The organism is Plantactinospora sp. KLBMP9567 (genome assembly GCF_033446045.1).
In the GTDB taxonomy this organism is placed as follows: Bacteria; Actinomycetota; Actinomycetes; order Mycobacteriales; family Micromonosporaceae; genus Plantactinospora.
On record NZ_JAWQRR010000027.1, the window covers coordinates 93,304 to 110,439 of the forward strand.

Sequence of the window (17,136 nt, forward strand, 5' to 3'; positions counted from 1 at the left end):
AGGTGGTGCCGTCGAGCCGGCAGCCGCATCTCAGGAGTTCGATAAGCTGTCCCGCTGCCGTCGGCCGGGCGAGCTGCCGCTCCCACTCCGCCAGATAAGGCGTGAGGTCGGCCTCGACGTTGCCGACCGCGCAGAGCACGGTGTCGACGCCGTTCACCGCCTCCGGGTCGTCGGCCAGCGTCTGTGCCCAGAGTGCCGCGAGCAGGTCCCGGACCGCGCACCGCTCCCCGTCGGCCGGGGAGTCCCGCCGAACACCACGTAGAGCCGGTCGATCGCCTCGGCCAGAGCGGTACCCATCGGGCAACCGTAGGCCGCCGGCCCGGCGCGGGCACCCGGATATCCGAGCGCGGTTCGCAGAGTCGCCCGGCCGGCCGTACGGCGGGAAGCCGGCCCGCGCGGCAGCGCCGTACCGCGCCGACGTCCTGAGAGGATTCGGAGGCTGCCGGCGTTTCCGTCCGCTTCGTACCGCTGCCACCGATTTGATTGACAGCCCCTAGATCGGCATGTATCAAGATGACACTCTTCGAAGTCCGAAGATCTCCAACCTGAGCCACCAGGGAGGGACCAGTGACCGAATCGAATCTGCGGCGCGCCATGGACCGGCGTGCCCTCCTGCGCCTGGGCGCAGGGCTCGGCGCGGGAGCCTTCCTCGCCGGTTGCAGCGTGCAGACCGGCAACGGCGGCGACGACGGCGGATCGGGATACCCGGAACGCTCGGTCGAGCTGATCGTGCCGTTCGCCCCGGGTGGCAGCACCGACCTGATCGCCCGGACCCTCGGCAAGGCGATCGAGAAGCCGCTCGGCCAGTCGATGGTGATCATCAACCGGGACGGCGCGGCCGCCGCCGTCGGCACCAAGGAGGTGGCTTCGGCCCAGGGCGACGGCTACAAGATCGGTTTCCCGCCGAGTTCGCTGTTCACCCTCACCCCGCAACTGGGTAGGAACGCCGCCACGGTCTCGCTCGACGAGCTGCGGGTGGTGATCGGGCTGACCGTCGAGAACATCGTGCTGGTCGCGCACAAGGACTCCCCGTTCAAGACCATCGACGACGTGATCGCGCTCAAGGGCAGCGGGCGGCGGATCACGTACGGGCACTCCGGGGTGGGCACCGGGGCGTACTTCGCGCAGACCGCGTTCTACAAGCTCGCCGGGATCAACGCCACCGACGTGCCGTTCGGCGGCGGCGGTCCGGCCGTCACCGCCGTGCTGGGCAAGCAGGTCGACATCGGCGCCTCCCAACCGGCCGAGTCGATGCGGCTGGTGCAGTCCGGCGAGCTGCGCTGGCTCGGGGTGTTCAGCCAGCAGCGCAGCCCCTCGCTGCCCGACCTGCCGACCGCCGTCGAGAAGGGCTTCGACCTCACCGTCGACCAGGCCCGGTTCATCGCCGGGCCGAGGTCGATGCCGGACGACGCGGTGACCGCGCTCCAGGAGGCGTTCCGGGAGGCGGTCAAGGCACCGGAGTACGACGACTTCCTGAAGAAGAACTACATCGACCGGTTCGAGGTCGACGGCACCGAGGTGGCGAGCAAGATCAAGGGCGACTTCGACCGGTACAAGGCGCTGATCGACCGGTTCGGGCTGGGGCCGAAGTGAGTCGGATCGACGTCGACGGGGCGTCCCCGCCGGCCGGGGAGGGCGAGCCGGGGCTGCTGCCCTCCGAGGACATTCCGCCGGCCGGCCGGCTCGGACAGCTCGTCGCGGGCGTGCTGCCGGTCGCGCTCGGCCTGGCCGGTCTCGGATACTCCGTCTCGCTCTCCCTCGGTACGCCCGCCGAAGCCGGCCCGGGGCTCTGGCCGGCGCTGGCCAGCCTGCTCCTGCTCGGCGCCGGGTTGTGGTCGCTGGTCTTCGAGCGCAAGGCGGCGGCGGTCGAGCAGTTCGGCCGGGGTGGGATCGGGATCGCCCTGGGGGTCGTCAGCCTGGTCGTCTTCGTGCTGCTGATCAACCGGATCGGCTTCGAAATACCCACCCTGCTGGTGATGGCGTTCTGGCTCAGGGTGCTCGGGCGGGAGTCCTGGCGGGTCACCGCGGCGGTCAGCGTCGTCACCACGGCCGCGCTCTACCTGCTGTTCATCACGCTGCTGGACGTGAAGCTCCCGAGATTGGCCTTCTGAGTGGACTTCCTCGACCCCGTCCTGGCCGGCTTCGGGGTGGTGTTCACTCCGGTGAACCTGCTGTACGTGCTGGCCGGTGTCGTGATCGGCATGGTCATCGGGGTACTGCCCGGCCTCGGACCGGTCGCGACGATCGCACTGCTGCTGCCGATCACCTACGAGATCCCGGCCGAGTCGGCGATCATCATGCTCGCCGGTATCTACTACGGCGCCATGTACGGCGGCACCATCACCTCGGTGCTGCTGCGGCTGCCCGGCGAGGCGGCCACGGTCATCACCACCATCGACGGTTACCAGATGGCCCGGCAGGGGCGGGCCGGCTCGGCCCTGGGCATCGCCGCGATCGGGTCGTTCATCGGCGGCACGGTGAGCATCGTCGGGCTGACCCTGGTCGCCCCGGTGTTGGCCAAATTCTCGCTCGGTTTCGGCCCGCCGGAGAACGCCGTACTGGCCGCGATGGGGATCCTGCTGGTCGCCAGCCTCGGTACGGTCTCCACCGCGAAGAGCCTGGTCGCGGCGGGGCTCGGCCTGCTGCTCGCCGCCGCCGGGCCGGACCCGCTGTTCGCCTCGCCCCGGTTCACCTTCGGCAACATCAACCTGGCCGACGGCGTCGACTTCGTCGCCCTCGCGATGGGGCTGTTCGGGCTCGGCGAGATCCTCTACCTGCTCGAACACCGGGCCCGGAACCGGCTGCCGAAGCCCCGGGTCAGTAACGCCTGGCCGTCCCGGGAGGACTGGCGGCAGTCCCGGGGCGCGGTGGGGCGCGGCTCGGTGGTCGGGTTCTTCATCGGACTGCTGCCCGGTGGCGGCGGAGTGCTGTCGTCGATGGCCGCGTACGCCCTGGAGAAGCGGCGCAGCAGGACGCCGGAGCGGTTCGGTCGGGGCGCCATCGAGGGCGTGGCGGCACCGGAGACCGCGAACAACGCCGCCGCGACCTCCTCGTTCATCCCGCTGCTGACCCTGGGCATCCCGACCAACCCGGTGATGGCGCTGATCTTCGGCGCGCTGCTGCTCCAGGGCATCCCGCCCGGTCCCCGGCTGATCGACGAGAACCCCGAGGTCTTCTGGGGCGTCGTCGACTCGATGTACGTCGGCAACATCTTCCTGCTGATCCTGAGTGTCCCGCTGGTCGGCGTCTTCGTCCGGCTGGTCTCGGTCCGGGACAGCATCCTCGCGCCGGTCGTGGTGACGGTGACGATGCTCGGCGTCTACACCGTCAACAACAGCACCTTCGACATGCTGCTGGTGATCGTCTTCGGCGTCGTCGGGTACCTGATGAAGAAGACCGGCTTCGAGCCCGGCCCGCTGGTGCTGGCGTTCGTGCTGGGCAGCCTGCTGGAGACGGCGTTCCGGCAGTCGATGCGGATCTTCGACGGCAATCCGAGCGGGTTCCTGGCCCGACCGATCTCCGGCACCCTCTTCGTGGTCACCGTGCTGGCCCTGCTCGTGCCGGTCGGCGTACGGATGCTCCGGCGGCGCCGGGAGACGGCCGCCCCGGCGACCACGCCGTCCGCCGGCACGGCATCCTCGCCCGCGACCGCACCGGCGCCGGAGGCCCCGGTACCGGCCCAGCGGGAGGGCGTGGCGGCGGACCGCGATGCCGACGACGAACTGCGCCCGCCCGCCGCTCCCGGGCCGCCCGACCGGCCGTGACGGGCGACGGCTCGGCGGACGGTGCGCGGGAGCGGCGGGCGGGCGACCCGGCGGTGCGGGGCTACGGGATGGTGTCCGCGCCGGGAACCCCGGCGCCCGCCGACGGCGGACTGCTGGAGGCGGAGCCGGCCGAGTAGCTGTACGGCGGCGGCCCGACGCTGCCGTCGGCACGCAGCCAGTCCTCCATCGTCTTGCCGCTGTCGTTCGCCCGGGTGATGGTGGCGACGTCGTAGAAGTTGCTCCTGGCCCAGGTCAGACGGGCGTTGCCGAAGTCCTCGGTGATGGTCTTGGCACCCCGGACGTAGTTGCTCTCGGCGTAGATCCGGCCCTCGACCCCGAGCCCGATGAAGTAGTCGTCGATGCTGACGTAGTTGGCGTACACGTGTGCGTAGCCGAACCGGACCCGGGGATGGCGGGTGTTCGACCCGTCGAACCAGTTGTGGTGGTACGTCACGCGCAGGTAGCCGGTGTCCTGGGCGGCGTTGTTGTCGCTGTGCCCGAGCAGCATCGACTTGTCGGTACCGGCGAACCGGTTGTACGAGACGGTCGCGAGGTCCGAGCCGCGCTTGATGTCCACCGAGCCGTCGGAGGCCGGATAGAAGGTGTTGTGGTCGATCCAGACGTGGTGCGAGTAGCACTGCACGTTGATCGAGTCGTCCGGCGAGTTCCGGAACGACAGGTTGCGGATGATGACGTTCTGCACGTGGGTGAACCGGTCCCGCTCGGCGGGGTCGCAGGTGTCGCCGCCCCAGTCCACCTCCGCCGGCCCCCAGCCGTTGACGTCCAGCCCGAAGCCGCTGATCGTCGCGGACGATCCGACACCGATGATGGTCTTGTTGGAGCCGACGTCCAGCATGTCGTCGCCGCTGCCGGTGACGGTGCCGGAGACCCGGACGATCCTCGGCACGTCGTCGGCCACCGCCGCCGCCAACTGGGCGTAGTTGCTGACCGTCACCGTCGGCCCGCCGGCTCCGCCGTTGGTGCCGGTGCGGCCGTACCCGGTCAGGGTGGCGAAGCCGACCAGGCCCTCGCTGGACACGGCGCTTCCGACCGGCGCGGAGACGGCCGCGGCGGCGCTGGCGGACGGCGCGGAGACGGCCGCTGCTGCGGTGAGCAGCGCGACCGCGCCCCCGACCAGCGGCCGGCCGAGCCGGGATCTCGGGCGCGCTGGAGTACGGACACCCATGGTGGCCTCCCTGTACGGTTTCACCGGATTCCCTGTCGGGTGTGCGCCGCGGAAGCCCGGAGTGGTGGACGAGCGGACGACTAGCTGGAAAGCGCTTTCCTGATTCAGGATGGTAATGACATGATTCAGGTGCGTCAATGTCTTCCGTCCACCCCGGCCCTCCCACCTCCGCACCGGCGGAGGGGGGAGGGCCGGCGCTCGTTCAGCAGGGGCCGAGGTCACGCCACTGCGCGGTCAGTCCCGGCTCGGAGCCCTGCGTCCACCAGTTCGCCTGCCAGAGCCGGCCGTTGTGCCGGACCCGGGCACCCTCCAGGTAGACGGTCCCCCAGTCCCAGGCGGGAGCACCGGCGCAGTTGACCGGTGGCTGGGTGGTCGGCGGGGTCGTGGGCGGCTGGGTGGTGGGCGGCGTGGTCGGCGGCCGGGTGGTGGGCGGCGTGGTCGGGCAGGCACCGCCGCTGCCCACCGTGTCGACGTGGCCGGTGCCGGCCGACCGGTACGCGGCCACCCGGTTCTTCGCCTCGGCGGTGCTGATCACCTCCCGGTCGGCGTAGTAGAGGTAGTCGACCTGCTGGATGTAGCTGGCCAGCCCGGTACCGGTCCGCCCGGTGAGGTCGATGAACCAGAGGTTGAAGTTGATCGACATCGAGGTCTCCGGGTAGTACCGGTCGCCGTGGTCGGCCACCTGCTGACCGTCCACGTAGTACTTCACGCGGCCGCCGGAAACCGTGAAGACCAGGTCGTGCCAGCCGGCGAAGCTGGTCCGCTGTGCGGTGTGGGTGTTGTCGGCCTGCCACGGCTCGTTCTGGTACGTCTCCCAGGTGGTCTGGTAGAAGATCGGCCCCTGCTCGCCCCAGCCGCCGTTCGGCAGGTACTCGAAGTCGATCTCGCCGTAGTTCGGGTCGAGCGGCCGGTCCAGCGGGGTGATGGTGAAGAAGGTCTCCACCAGGTGGTCACCGTCCGGCCCGGACTGTGGCGCGTCGGTGAACCGCACCCGGCTGGCGTAGGTGCCCTCGAAGAACTTGCGCTGGTGGAAGAACTCGGCGTGGCTGGTGCCGCCGGCCGTACCGTCGGTGCGGGCGGCGAGCTGGAGCACCTTCTGCCCGCCGTCGGTGGGGAAGCTGACGTTCGACGCCGGCCAGGACGCCCCGGGCACACCCGGGCCGCCGGCGTTGGTGCGGACGGTCCAGCCCCGGGCGGCGATCGCGGGGTCGGAGGGTGACGAGTAGCCGAAGTCGTCGAAGAGGACGCCGCAGGCGGCTGCGGCGGCGGGGGCGGCGGCCGGTACGGCACCGGCGGTGGTCGCGGTGATGCCGGCGAGAGTGCCGGCGGCCAGCAGGGCCGCCGTACCGGCGGCGAGGCTTCGCGCGCTGGGTCTGGCTGACACGGGGATTTCTCCTCCCGGTGGGGGTGACAAGGGGGACCACGGCCGGCACTGGCCGGCGCGCGGGTGGTAACCGGATGGGAGGTGCGGCGGTACCGGAGCTAGCGGACCGCACCGGCGGTCAGGCCGGTCCGGATCTGGCGTTGGAAGAGCAGGTACGCGGCCAGCACCGGCAACATCGCGATGGTGAGGCCGGCGAAGAGACCGCTCCAGTCACTGCGGTAGCCCTGGCTGACCGACAGGGCCGCCAGCCCCTGGGCCAGCACGTACCGCTCGGGGTCGGGGTTGAGCACCAGCGGCAGCAGGTACTGGTTCCACAGGCCGAGGAAGTTGAAGATCGCGATGCTGGCCAGGCCCGGCCGGGCCAGCGGCAGCATCACCCGAAAGAGCACGCCCCAGTGCGAGCAGCCGTCCAGGAACGCCGCCTCGGCCAGTGCCGAGGGTAGCGAGCGGAAGAACCCGTGCAGGAAGAAGACGGTGAACGGCAGGGCGTACGCGGTGTAGACCAGGATCAGCCCCGGATAGGTGCCGAGCAGCCCGAGTTGGCGTACCACGAAGAAGAGCGGCACCAGGGCGAGGAAGACCGGGAAGAGCAGCCCGGCGACGAAGAGGTGGTAGAGCAGCCGGTTGCCCGGGAACGAATACCGCGCCAGGGCGTACGCGACCAGCGCGCCGAGCAGCATGGTCAGCACCAGCGCGCTGCCCACCACGATCGCGCTGTTCAGGAAGTAGCTGCCGATCGACGCCTCGCCCCAGGCCCGGGCCCAGTTGTCGAACCGGGGCGTCGCCGGCACCGTCCACGGGCTGGTCAGGATCTCCCGGTCGGTCTTCAGCGAGCTGAGTACCGCCCAGAGCAGCGGTACCGTGACCAGCGCGGCCCAGCCGACCAGGAACAGGTGTGCGGCCAGGTCGCCGAAGCGCCCGGTACGGCGGGCCGGAGTGCGAACGGGTGCGGCGGACGGCTGCCGGCGAGCCGGACGGTCGACCAGGGTCGTCATGAGAGTTCCACCCGCTCCCGGCGACCGACCCGCAGCGCGACGACGGCGAGCGCGAGGGTGAGGAAGAACAGCGCCACCCCCATCGCGGCGGCGTAGCCGAACCGGCCGTAGGTGAAGGCGTTGCGGTAGAGGCCGAGCCCGATCACCTCGGTGGCCCCGTCCGGGCCACCCGGCCCGACCGTCATCACCTGGACGACCGCGAAGCCGTCCAGCGCGAGTACGCCGAGGTAGACGAAGGCCACCTGCACGTTCTCCCGGACCAGCGGCAACACCACCCGGCGGAGCACGGCGAGCCGGCCGGCCCCGTCCAGTACCGCCGCCTCCAGCACGTCGCGCGGGATCGACTCCATCGCGGCGGAGAAGAGCACCATGTAGAAGCCGACCGACGACCAGACCAGCACCCCGGCCACCGCCCAGAGCGCCAGGTGCGGGTCGCCCAGCCAGGTCCGGGCCAGGAAGTCCAGCCCGACGGCCCGGAGCGCGCCGTTGAGCACGCCTTCGTTCGGGTGGTACACGAACTGCCAGAGCACCGCGATGATCGGCAGCGAGAGCAGTTGCGGGAAGAAGTAGGCGACCTTGTAGAACTCGCCGCCCCGGACCCCGCCGACCATCGTGCTGCCCCGCCGGCCGCCGAAGTTGACCAGCCCGGCGAGCAGCAGCCCGAGCCCGATGGTGACCGCCGGCACGACGAGCAGCAGCAGCCCGTTGTTGCGCAGCGCCGCCAGGAAGAGCGGATCGTCGACCAGCCGCCGGAAGTTCTCCAGCCCCACGATCTCCACCTGCCCGGAGACCCCGGTCCAGTCGGTCAGCGCGAGATAGAACGCCTGCGCGTACGGGGAGAGCACGAAGACCGCGTAGAGCAGCAGTCCGGGCAGGATCGCCCCGGCGAGGAAGCGGTACTTGCCGTGCCGCAGGGCCGCCATCGCCGGACTACCGGGTGTACTTGGTGACGGCGGAGTCGGCGGCGACCGCGTCCGCGGCCTTCTGGATCCGGTCGGCCCACTGCCCCGGGTTGATCCGGCGGCTGGCGAGTTCGCCGGTGGCGTCGTCGACCGCCTTGGCCAGCGGGGCGTACCAGGTGCGGAACCGGTAGGTGACGGTGTTCGGGCCGGCGGCCTGCACGGCGGAGCGGACCGAGCCGAGCCCGCTGCTGACGGCCAGTCCGTCGGTGGCTCCGGCGACGCTGGGCAGCGTGCTGTTCAGCTCGGCGAACCGCCGGGCGCTGCCGGAGGAGAAGAGCACCCGAAGGAACTCCAGCCCGCCGCGCGGGTTCTTGGCCCGGGCCGGGACCAGGAACGATTCGCTGCTGGCGGCCTGGATCGTCCCGTACGGCAGCTTGTCGGCCGCGCCCAGCGACGGGACCGCGCCCATCACCATGTCGAAGCCGGCCGGGGTGACACCCTTCTGCTCGGCCTCCAGCCAGGAGCCGCACGGGATGATCGCGGCCTTCCCCTGCGACCAGGCGGCCTGTGCCTCGGTGTGCGACAGCGCCTCGGAACCTGCGAGCAGGTAGCCCCGGCCGGCGAGTTCGGCGATCGCGGTCGCCGCGTCCAGCAGCGGCTGCTGCTTCCAGGCGCCCGGCTGGAGGTTGTCGACCGCCGTGACCAGCTCCGGACCGCCGGCCTTGGCCGCCATCGCCAGCAGCGGGTCGTTCAGGTATTCCGGGTATTTGCCCTGGTAGGTCCAGGGCGCGATGCCCGCCTTCTTGATCTCCGCGCAGAGCGCCAGCATCGCGTCCCAGCTCGTCGGGTACGCCCAGCCGTGCCTGTCGAAGAGCGGCTTGGAATACCAGAGTCCCCAGACGGTGTAGGTGAAGTTGAGCGTGTAGACCTTGCCGTCCAGCGTGCCGTCGGCCACCACGCCGGGCAGCAGAGTGTCCCGGACCTTGCGGCCGGGGTCGTCCAGCGACGGGGCGTCGAGCAGCTCGGTGAGGTCGGCCAGCTTGCCTGCGGCGACCAGGGTGGCCAGGTCGAGCCGGCCGGCACCGGTGTTGTCCACCACGTCCGGCGGGGTGTCGGCGACGAACCGGGGTTGCAGCGCCTCGCCGACCTTCTGGAGCGCCTTGTGGTCCACGGTCGCGCCGGGAAACCGTCCCTTGTAGATGTTCTCGGCGTTGCTGGCGTACTCGTCGCCGTAGCCGCCGTCGAAGATGACCACCTCCAGCGGGGTCGAGGCGGGCACCCCGAGCGGGTTGTCGGCGCTCGTCTCGCCCTTGGCCGCGGCGGGCTGGCCGTCGTCGCCGCCGCTGGTGACACAGCCGGCGAGCGCCGGGACGGCCAGCCCGATCGCGGCGGCCCGCAGCACGGTACGCCGTCCCGGGCCGGTGGTCGGTCCCGGCCCGGAGCGGGCCGGACGGAAAGAGTTCATGGCGCCTCGCCTTCTTCTCTTCAGGCGGTACGCCGGATGCGTCCGGCGTACCGCGCCTCTAGCTCGCTGTTCTGCTCCCGGCCGCCCGGGACGTTCGCGGACAGGTAGACCGGTGGCCGGGTACCGGCGTCGAGCAGCCGGGCGACGACCTCGGCGACGACCTGCTGGGCGAGCAACGCACCGGTGATCGAGGAGATGGCACCGACGGCACCGCCATCGGGCAGGGGCAGCGCGGCGTCGCCGTACGGCGCCCCGTTGTCGAGTACGACGTCGGCGAGGTCGGCGAGGCGCCGCCCCGACCGGTGCCCGGAGGTGACCCGGGCGGTGTGGTCGAGCGAGGTGATCCCGATCAGGGAGTGGCCGTGCTCCTTGACCAGCAGGGCGAACTCGACGATCACCCCGTTGACACCGGAGTTGGAGGTGAGCACGAAGACGTCGTCCGGCTTGATCGGCGCCAGCTCGTAGAGCCGGTGCGCCACGGTCGGATCGCGTTCCAGCAACGGATCCTCGAGTACGGTCCGGTCTGCGCCGCCGTAGAGCACGAGGTCGCGCAGGGCGATCCGGTTGCTGGGTACCAGTCCGCCGGCCCGACCGGCGATCTCCATCGAGAGCGCCTCGGAGTGCCCGCAGCCGAACGCCTGCACCACTCCGCCCCGGCCCAGCGCGGCGGTGATCAGGTCGGCTGCCCGGCGTACGCCCTCGGTCTGGGTCCGGGCGACCCGGTCGATCGCGGCGGTGACGGCGGTGAGGTAGGCGGGTGCGCCGATGTCCATGGTCAAAGCCCCTCCGTGGTCTTGAGCTGCCGGCGTGCGGCCCGCGGCGAGTCGTCCGGCATCCGGTGCGCGTCGACGGCCCGGGCGGTCACCTCGAACGCCTCGGTGGTGCGCTGGTAGGTCCGCTGGGCCACCGCGACGTAGATCAGGTCGAGCACCAGCAGTTGGGAGTGCAGCGCGGAGAGCGCGGCCAGCCGGAACGTCGTCTCCTGCACGGCGGTGGTCAGCACCACGTCGGCGACCTCGGCCAGCGGCGAGCGCCGGAACGAGGTGACCGCGACTGTCAGTGCGCCGTGGTCGGCCGCCTCGGCCAGCACCTCGATCACCTCCCGGGTACGCCCGCTGTGCGACAGCCCGATCGCCACGTCGCCCGGGCCGAGCAGCGCGGCGTTGGTCAGCGCGGTGTGCGGGTCGGCCCGGTGCCAGACCGGGATCCGGATCCGTTCCAGCCGGAACGCCATCTCCCGGGCCGCGTTGCCGGAGCTGCCGAGCCCGAACAGGTCGACCCGGTGGGCCTGCGCGACGGCCTCGGCGACCCGGTCGACGGCGGCCAGGTCGACCTGACCGGCGGTGTCCTGGATCGCCCGGGCGTCGGCGCTGGCCACCACCCCGAGCAGGTGGTCGAGCGGGTCGTCGGGGCCGATCTCCCGGTCGATGTCGGTGTCCCAGCGCGCCTGTGCGGCCCGGCCGATCTCGGTGGCCACCGCCACCCGGAGCTGGGCGTAGCCCCGGTAGCCGAAGACCCGGCAGAACCGGGTCACGGTCGCGGTGGAGGTGCCGGCCCGCTCGGCCAGATCGATGATCGTGGCCCGGGCGGTCTCCTCCGGCGCGATCAGGATCTGCTCGGCGACCCGCTGCAGGGCGACCGGCAGCGTGGCCAGCTCGGTACGCAACCGGCCCAGCAGCCCGCTCTCCTCCATCAACATTCCTTTCACGACGACCAGGTGATGAAAAAAGTTATGACCATCATGGGTCGCGAGTCAATAGGTTTGACATTATCGATCGGAAGCCCGCACCATCGGCAGCATGGTCGACGCGTTCGTGCTCGGCGCCGACTGCGGCGGCACGGCCACCCGGGTGGTACTGGCCACCGTGGACGGCCGGGTCGTGGGGCGTGGCCGCGCCCGGGCCGGTAACCCGGTCGCCACCGATCCGGCCGGGGCCGCCGCCGCGCTCGGCGAGGCCGGCCGGGCGGCGCTGCACGGGTACGACCCGAGCCGGGTGGTCGGCGCAGTGGTCGGGCTCGCCGGGGTGGCCCGGCTGGCCGAGCCGGAGGTCTCCGCCCGGTACGCCGCGCAGTGGTCACGGCTCGGCCTGAGCTGCCCGCTGCATCCGGTCGGCGACGCGGTGGTGGCGTTCGCGGCCGGCACCCCGGCCGAGTGCGGCACGGTCTTGATCGCCGGCACCGGTGCGGTCGCCGCCGAGGTCCGCGACGGCGCGGTCGGCCGGACCGCCGACGGCCTCGGCTGGCTGCTCGGCGACGAGGGCTCCGGATTCTGGCTCGGCCTGGCGGCGGCGAGGTCGACGGCCCGGGCGCTCTACCGGGGCCCACCGTCCGGACCGCTGGCCCGCGCCGTGGCCACCGAACTCGGCAGTACCGAGCCGGACGGTTTCGTCACCCGGGTCTACCAGGTCGGCCGCGACCGGCTGGCCGGGCTGGCCCCGCTGGTCGGCACGGCGGCCCGGAACGGTGACCCGGACGCGACGGCCATCCTGGAGACCGCCGCGGAACGACTCGCCGGCACACTCCTGTCGCTGCACCCGGCGCCAGGTCCGGTGGTGCTGGCCGGCGGCGTCCTCGCCGGGGTACCGGAGATCCGCACCGCCGTGCAGGACCGGCTCGTCGACCGGCTGGGCTGGCCCGGTGTGCCGGCGGGGGACGCGGCCGCCGGCGCCGCCTGGGTCGCCCTCCGCCGCTTTCTCGGGTACGCCGACCCGGCGCTGCACGCCCGGCTGCTGGCCGCCTCGTCCGGCGGCGCCGGTGTGGGTCCGGCCGGCGGCGGCCCGGCCTGACCGGCGGCGGCCGGAGGTCTGCGCGGCGGCAGCCGGAGGTCTGCGCGGCGGCGGGCCGGTCCACGGACGACGGCTGCCGGGAAGTCACGGATGCGACTTCCCGGCAGCCGTCCGGAAGGGACTACCTCGGGGTGAACTCCACCCAGTTCAGGTTCACCAGGCCGGTGGTCGGGCCACCGGTGACCGGCTGGAAGACCAGGTAGAGCCGGTGCCCGCCGGCCGGCTGGTCGACCGCCAGGGTCTGGCTGGACCAGTCGTTGTTGCCGGTCGTGGCGTTCAGCGTGGCGGTGCCGACCAGCGGACCGGTCGGCGAGTCGAGCCGCAGCTCGACGATGGCCCGCGGCGTACCGGCGGTGGCCGCCGAGCCACCGGAGACCCGGAAGGTGACCGCGCTGGCGTCACCCAGGTTGATCGGGTCGAACGCGATCGAGTCGCCCGCGTCGATCCCGTTGACGTGCTGGCCGCCACCGGCGTCGCTGCTGTTGGCGATCGTCACGTTCTGCCTGACCTGGGCGAACTCGGCCTGCTGCCGGGACGTCTGGATCACGACCTGGTTGACCGTGGTCAGCGCCGGCTGGCCGCCACCGCCGAGGTCGGTGTACGAGGCGCTGATCCCGCCGTACAGGTAGCCGCCGGCGTGGTCGGCGCCGTCGGCCGGGGACTGGAGCACCCCGGTGCAGCCGGTGGTCGAGCCGTGCTCGTGGCCGTGGGTGTCGTGCCCGAGTACGAAGCTGACCGTCACCCGGGAGCAGTCGATCGTCCCGTCCTCCGGGTCGGTGACCGTCACCGTGTACGGGACCGGGTCGCCCCAGTTGAAGAAGGACCCCGGGATCGGGCTGGTCACCGTCACCGCCGGGGCGGTGTTGCCGACCGTGATGGTCCGGGTCAGCACCCCGGTCTTGCCGCTGGAGTCGGTCACCGTCAACCGCGCCGTGTACGTGCCGTTCGCGGTGTACGTGAACGAGGTGCTCGGGTCGGCCGAGTCGACCGTACCGTCGCTGGTGAAGTCCCAGGCGTACGAGATCGACTCACCCGGGTCCGGGTCGTGCGAGCCGACGGCCGAGAAGTTCACCGTCAGCGGGGCCTGCCCGGAGGTCGGGCTGGCGTTCAGCACCGCCACCGGCGACCGCTTGCCCTTGACATAGCGGATCACCGAGAGCTGGGCGTCCGGGTTGGCGGTGAAGAAGCCGTCGCCGTACTCCAGCAGGTAGAGGCTGCCGTCCGGGCCGAACTCCAGCTCCATCGGGTTGTCGAAGACGAAGCCGGGCAGCAGTTGCTCGACGCCGGCCAGGTTGCCCTTGCCGTCGGTCCGCATCATGAAGATCTTGTCCCGGGTGAATTCGCCGAACGCCACCGCGTTGTCGTAGTACTCCGGGAACTTCGTCTCGGAGGTCGACTCCGGGTCGTAGGAGTAGATCGGTCCGCCGTGCGGGCCGACCCCGCCGGTCCCGATCACCGGCCAGGTGAAGTCGCAACTACGCGGCGGCGTCTCCAGGTACGTCCCCGGGCACGGGGTACGCGCCTCGTAGGTGTACCAGAACTGCGGGTCCTGCACCGGTGGCAGCACCGTCCGGCCGGTGTTCCGGGGCGAGTCGTTCACCGGGGCACCGCAGTTGAACGGCTCCCCGGAGGTACGGGTGGCGAAGTCGTAGTCGACGTAGGGCAGGGCCGGCGAGTAGCAGTACGGCCAGCCGTAGTTGCCGGCCTTGTTGGTGGAGAACCACCGGCCGGTCCCCTCCGGTCCCCGGGCCGGGTTCGAGGTCCGGCTGTCCGGCGAGTAGTCGCCGACGTAGACCCGCCCGGAGGCGTCCACGTCGAACCGGAACGGGTTGCGCAGTCCCATCAGGAAGATCTCCGGACGGGTCCTCTTGTCGTGGTCCTGCGCCTCCGGGAAGAGGTTCCCGGCCGGGATCGTGTACGTCCCGTTCGGCCGTACCCTGATCCGCAGCAGCTTGCCGCGCAGGTCGTTGGTGTTGCCGGAGGAGCGCTGGGCGTCGTAGCCCGGGCCCTGGGTCGGCGACTCGTTGATCGGGGCGAACCCGTCCGAGCCACCCGCGTTGGTGTCGTCACCGGTAATCAGATAGAGGTTGCCCTTGCCGTCGAACTTCACCTTGCCGGCGACGTGGCAGCAGATGCCCCGGTCCACGTCCACCCGCAGGATCTGCTGCTCGGTACTCATGTCCAGGTGCGGGGTCGGGCCGTCGACGAACTTGACCCGGGAGAGCTGGTTGTAGCCCTTGAACTTGTCCCAGACCGTCGGGTCGGCGCTGGTGGCCGGCGCGTCGCCCTCGTTGACCCCCGGGGTCGCCGGGTTGTCGACGGGCGTGTTCAGCGGCGGCGAGTAGTAGAGGTAGACCCACTTGTTGGTGGCGAAGTCAGGGTCGATCGAGATGGTCTGCAGCCCGTCCTCGTCGTGGCTGTAGACCGGGACGGTGTTGATCACCGGGCTGGCGCCGCTGGCCGGGTCGTAGAGCCGGACCTGACCGCCCCGGGTGTTGTGCAGCACCCGGCCGTCGGGCAGTACGGCGAGCGACATGGGCTCGCCCGGCTCGTCGTTGAGGGTCACCTTCTCGTAGTTGCCGGTCACGGTCGCGCCGCAGTCGCCCTCGACCACGCCGGCCGCCCACTGGATGCCGCCGAGCAGGTGCCGGGTGAACGGCTTCGAGCGATAGGTCTCGATGGAGTGGCCGAGCCCGGTGTACCAGGAGCGACCGCCCTGGTAGTCCTTGCACCAGGCGACCGGGTGGTCGAAGCCCATCGCGCCACCGGCGAAGCTGCGCTCGTCGGCGGTGGCCAGCACGTGCGAGACGCCCCGGACGTTGGCGGAGAAGTTGTACCACTCCTCGGTCAGGGTCAGGGTGCGCGGCACGGTCTCGGTGGACGGGTGCGCCCGGTCGGCGACGTCGATGTTGCCCGGCTCGACCGGGGAGGCGCCGGTGGCCTTCGCGCCGAGCAGGCTCTGGTAGAAGGCCCAGTCCGGTTCGGTCTCGGCCGCCGCGTGCACCCCGGCGTAGCCGCCGCCAGCCCGGACGTACTTCTCGAACGCCGCCTCCTGGCTGGCGTTCAGGATGTCGCCGGTGGTGTTGAGGAAGACCACCGCGCGGTACTTTCCGAGGTTCTGCTCGGTGAACGCCGCCGCGTCCTGGGTGACGGTGACCCGGAAGCCGTGCTCCTTGCCGAGGTCCCGGATCGCCCGCACACCGTCCGGAATGGATGCCCGCCGCGCCCCCGCCGTCTTGGTGAAGACCAGTACGCCGTAGTCGCGCGGCGCCCGGACGTCCGAGCGGAGCGCGGCCGGACCGTTCTCCTCGGCCACCAGTTGCTCGGTGGGTACGCCGCCGGAACCCGCTCCCGGGTCCGGTACGGCTGCCGCCGGGGCCTGGACCGTCAGCGGGACGATCGTCGCGGTCGCCGCCAGCACGGTCAGCCAGCGGCGCATGGTTCGCTTCATCTCTCCTCCGTCTGCACGTCGGGGGTCACGGAAGGTGGGCGGGGCACGCGCCGCCGCGCCCCGCCCGGACGCCTCACCGGCGGTAGATGGTCAGCTCCGACATGTTGGTGTGGCTGAGCGCGGCGAAGTCGAGCGACTGGCCGGGGTTGGCCGCGCCGCCGGGCGCGGTGTCCTGCTCCCAGTTGGCGTGCCGGAAGTCGGGGTCGCCGATGGTCTGGAAGAACTGCTGGAAGTTGATGTCGCCCTCGCCGAGCGGGGTCATCTCGTAGCCGTTGGCCAGCGCGCTGTTCCGGTTACCGTCCTTGGCGTGGAAGAGCGGGAACCGCTTGCTCTGCGAGACCACGTTGAGGATCGGGTCGAACAGGTCGGTCTTCTCCCGGCCCCACCGGTCGACGTACCTCTGGTGCTTGAACCGGGCGACGTAGGCCCAGTAGATGTCCAGTTCGAAGAAGACGTACCTCGGGTCGGTCTTCCGGAAGAAGTACTCCAGCCGGCGGGTACCGGAGGAGCGGGTGGGCCGGCCGTTCGCGTCCAGCGGCCCCGCGTCGAGCAGGAAGGAGTACGCGGCGTCGTGGTTGTGCGTGTAGAGCCGGAGTCCGCGCCTGCGGGCCTGCCGGCCGAGTTCGTTCCAGACGTCCGCCGCCGCGTCCCAGTCCGAGGTGTACGCCGAGTTCGTCGGGTCACTGCCGGTGCCGATGTTCTTCATGCCGAGCGTCTCGGCGATGTCCATCTGCTGCTCGAAGGTGGCCGGGTTGATCGAGGCGTGCGTACCGTTGGCGACCAGCCCGTTGTCGTCGAGAATCTTGCGGATCTCCTCCGGGGTGATCTGCCGGCCCAGGATCTGGGTGTTCTGGGTGTAGCCGGCGAACTCCACCTCCTGGTAGCCGAGTTCGGCGATCCGGGCGAGCACCCGCTCGAAGCCGTACGGCACACCGCTGTCGTCCGGGGCGGCGGAGATCCGGTCCCGGACGCTGTAGAGGATGATGCCCCGGTTGCGGCCCGGGATCAGCGGCTCGGCCCGCAGTTGCCCGTGCGCGACGGCGGGGGTCTCGGTCCGGACCACGTTGGCGCCGACCGCACTGAGCGCGGCGGCCGCGCCCGCCGAGGCGGCCAGGATGCTGCGCCGGGTGAGCCGGCGGCGTTCCGCCGGATCCATCGGTTCGCGCTGCGTCTTCCCCATTGTCCTGCACCTTCCCGGGCGGC

General features: G+C 71.4%; 13 protein-coding genes. 4 read left to right on the forward strand and 9 right to left on the reverse strand.

Annotation, left to right across the window (positions count from 1 at the left end):
* Positions 1–567: 567 nt before the first annotated feature.
* From R6Y94_RS22315 to R6Y94_RS22325, 3 genes are read left to right on the forward strand one after another with little or no spacing between them, the layout of a single operon-like run.
* The gene (locus tag R6Y94_RS22315; protein WP_318397838.1) at positions 568–1,593 is read left to right on the forward strand and encodes a tripartite tricarboxylate transporter substrate binding protein; all 1,026 of its coding nucleotides are present in this window, start codon (positions 568–570) and stop codon (positions 1,591–1,593) included.
* Positions 1,590–2,111, forward strand: coding sequence for a tripartite tricarboxylate transporter TctB family protein (locus R6Y94_RS22320; RefSeq protein WP_318397839.1), 522 nt, complete (start codon positions 1,590–1,592; stop codon positions 2,109–2,111). The genes R6Y94_RS22315 and R6Y94_RS22320 overlap by 4 nt, the downstream gene beginning before the upstream one ends.
* Positions 2,112–3,764: a tripartite tricarboxylate transporter permease gene (locus tag R6Y94_RS22325; protein ID WP_318397840.1), complete on the forward strand. Its 1,653-nt coding sequence runs from the start codon at positions 2,112–2,114 to the stop codon at positions 3,762–3,764.
* A gap of 61 nt (positions 3,765–3,825) precedes the next feature.
* On the opposite strand, the gene R6Y94_RS22330 is transcribed toward R6Y94_RS22325, so the two are convergent.
* The 7 genes from R6Y94_RS22330 to R6Y94_RS22360 form a co-directional block, all read right to left on the reverse strand.
* Positions 3,826–4,950 (reverse strand): pectate lyase, encoded by a 1,125-nt coding sequence (locus tag R6Y94_RS22330; RefSeq protein ID WP_318397841.1) that lies wholly within the window; start codon positions 4,948–4,950, stop codon positions 3,826–3,828.
* A gap of 202 nt (positions 4,951–5,152) precedes the next feature.
* Positions 5,153–6,334: a carbohydrate-binding protein gene (locus R6Y94_RS22335; protein ID WP_318397842.1), complete on the reverse strand. Its 1,182-nt coding sequence runs from the start codon at positions 6,332–6,334 to the stop codon at positions 5,153–5,155.
* Between the two features lie 98 nt (positions 6,335–6,432).
* Positions 6,433–7,329: a carbohydrate ABC transporter permease gene (locus tag R6Y94_RS22340; RefSeq protein ID WP_318397843.1), complete on the reverse strand. Its 897-nt coding sequence runs from the start codon at positions 7,327–7,329 to the stop codon at positions 6,433–6,435.
* Complete coding sequence (locus R6Y94_RS22345) at positions 7,326–8,252, reverse strand: sugar ABC transporter permease (protein WP_318397844.1); 927 nt, start codon at positions 8,250–8,252, stop codon at positions 7,326–7,328. The genes R6Y94_RS22340 and R6Y94_RS22345 overlap by 4 nt, the downstream gene beginning before the upstream one ends.
* 7 nt (positions 8,253–8,259) lie before the next feature.
* Complete coding sequence (ngcE, locus tag R6Y94_RS22350; protein ID WP_318397845.1) at positions 8,260–9,696, reverse strand: N-acetylglucosamine/diacetylchitobiose ABC transporter substrate-binding protein; 1,437 nt, start codon at positions 9,694–9,696, stop codon at positions 8,260–8,262.
* 20 nt (positions 9,697–9,716) lie between these two features.
* Positions 9,717–10,469 carry an SIS domain-containing protein gene (locus tag R6Y94_RS22355; protein ID WP_318397989.1) on the reverse strand — a complete coding sequence of 251 codons (753 nt, stop codon included), beginning with the start codon at positions 10,467–10,469 and terminating at the stop codon, positions 9,717–9,719.
* Positions 10,470–10,471: 2 nt separating this feature from the next.
* A complete protein-coding gene (locus R6Y94_RS22360; protein WP_412102842.1) occupies positions 10,472–11,395 on the reverse strand; it encodes a MurR/RpiR family transcriptional regulator in 924 nt (307 codons plus the stop codon).
* Positions 11,396–11,495: 100 nt separating this feature from the next.
* On the opposite strand from R6Y94_RS22360, the gene R6Y94_RS22365 reads away from it, so the two are divergent.
* Positions 11,496–12,482 (forward strand): N-acetylglucosamine kinase, encoded by a 987-nt coding sequence (locus R6Y94_RS22365; protein WP_318397847.1) that lies wholly within the window; start codon positions 11,496–11,498, stop codon positions 12,480–12,482.
* Between the two features lie 121 nt (positions 12,483–12,603).
* On the opposite strand, the gene R6Y94_RS22370 is transcribed toward R6Y94_RS22365, so the two are convergent.
* Both R6Y94_RS22370 and R6Y94_RS22375 read right to left on the reverse strand, forming a co-directional pair.
* Positions 12,604–15,933 (reverse strand): ThuA domain-containing protein, encoded by a 3,330-nt coding sequence (locus tag R6Y94_RS22370; protein ID WP_318397848.1) that lies wholly within the window; start codon positions 15,931–15,933, stop codon positions 12,604–12,606.
* Between the two features lie 73 nt (positions 15,934–16,006).
* Positions 16,007–17,113, reverse strand: coding sequence for a sugar phosphate isomerase/epimerase (locus tag R6Y94_RS22375; protein ID WP_318397849.1), 1,107 nt, complete (start codon positions 17,111–17,113; stop codon positions 16,007–16,009).
* Between the last annotated feature and the right edge of the window lie 23 nt (positions 17,114–17,136).